This is a genomic window from Leptospira stimsonii, from assembly GCF_003545885.1.
Taxonomy (GTDB): Bacteria; Spirochaetota; Leptospiria; order Leptospirales; family Leptospiraceae; genus Leptospira; species Leptospira stimsonii.
The window spans coordinates 1-1,171 of the sequence record NZ_QHCT01000032.1; the positions used below are offsets into that span (position 1 = coordinate 1).

Consider the following 1,171-nt stretch of genomic DNA (forward strand, 5'->3'; position numbering starts at 1 on the left):
CTCTTTCGTTAGGCGAAAGCTCCAAATAATAAGGAAAACTATGTCAATACCCGATTATCAAACGATTATGCTTCCATATCTAAAGCAAATATCCGATGGAAAAGAATATAACGTAAGGGAAGTAATTAATAATCTGTATAAATATTTTAAACTTACGGAGGAAGACTTAAATACTTTTCAGCCAAGTAATGGAAAAATCAGGGTAATGGACAATCGCTCTCATTGGGCAAAGAAATATTTATTAGAGGCGGGTTTACTGGAATCTACAAAGAAGGCACATGTCAAAATTACAAAAGATGGACTAGAATTGCTTAAAAGGAATCCTTTCGAGATTAAGGTTAGGGATCTACTTCAATATCCAAAATATATTAGTTTTAAGAATAGTTACCAAAATAAAGAAGAATCATTAGATGAAACGGAAAGTCAAATTTCTGAAAATGTAGATCTGTATACGCCAGAAGAAAGTATCGAAAATTCATATCGAACATTGCATAATCTGCTAATTAATGAATTAAATTCAAAATTAAAATCTGTTAATCCGTATTTTTTTGAGCAAATTGTTCTAGATCTTTTAATTAAAATGGGTTACGGTGGGTCTAGATCTGAATCAGGACTAAGAACAAAAAGTTCAAATGACGAAGGTATCGATGGTACTATATATGAAGATAGGTTAGGATTAGACATAATATATATTCAAGCAAAAAGATGGAAGGAGGATTCAACTGTCGGTAGACCTGAGATTCAAAAGTTCGTAGGAGCTCTTTATGGACAAGGAGCAAAAAAGGGGATTTTTATTACTACGACTAAATTTTCTAAGGAAGCAATTGAATTTGCACGAACGTCAAATGATTTCAAAATTGTTTTAATAGATGGAAATAGACTTTCTGAACTTATGATCGATTTTGACGTCGGCGTATCCATTTCTAAAAATTATACAATTAAGAAAATTGATTCAGATTATTTTGACGAAAATGAATGAGGAGCCTTCGCCTAACTTCGGCTTCTCACTGCGTTCGCGACTCACGGTTCCCGCTCGCGCTCACTCCGGGCTTCGCCACATTGCTTTGTCACTTCGGTTCGCGAGCCGTTCGCTAAGGCTCACTCGAACCTCGTGCCAACTCCTTCGCGCACAAGCGCTCGGAGACGCAACGTCGAGAAGCCTCTTTCGTTA

1 protein-coding gene and 1 pseudogene are annotated in these 1,171 nt (G+C 36.1%); both read left to right on the forward strand.

What is annotated here, in order from left to right:
* Window positions 1-979 (forward strand): restriction endonuclease (locus DLM75_RS24020; RefSeq protein ID WP_241548039.1); only part of this gene is annotated, 979 nt, incomplete at its 5' end.
* Window positions 972-1,171 (forward strand): annotated as a pseudogene (locus DLM75_RS24600) (hypothetical protein); the annotation flags it as partial. The gene DLM75_RS24020 and the pseudogene DLM75_RS24600, both read left to right, overlap by 8 nt.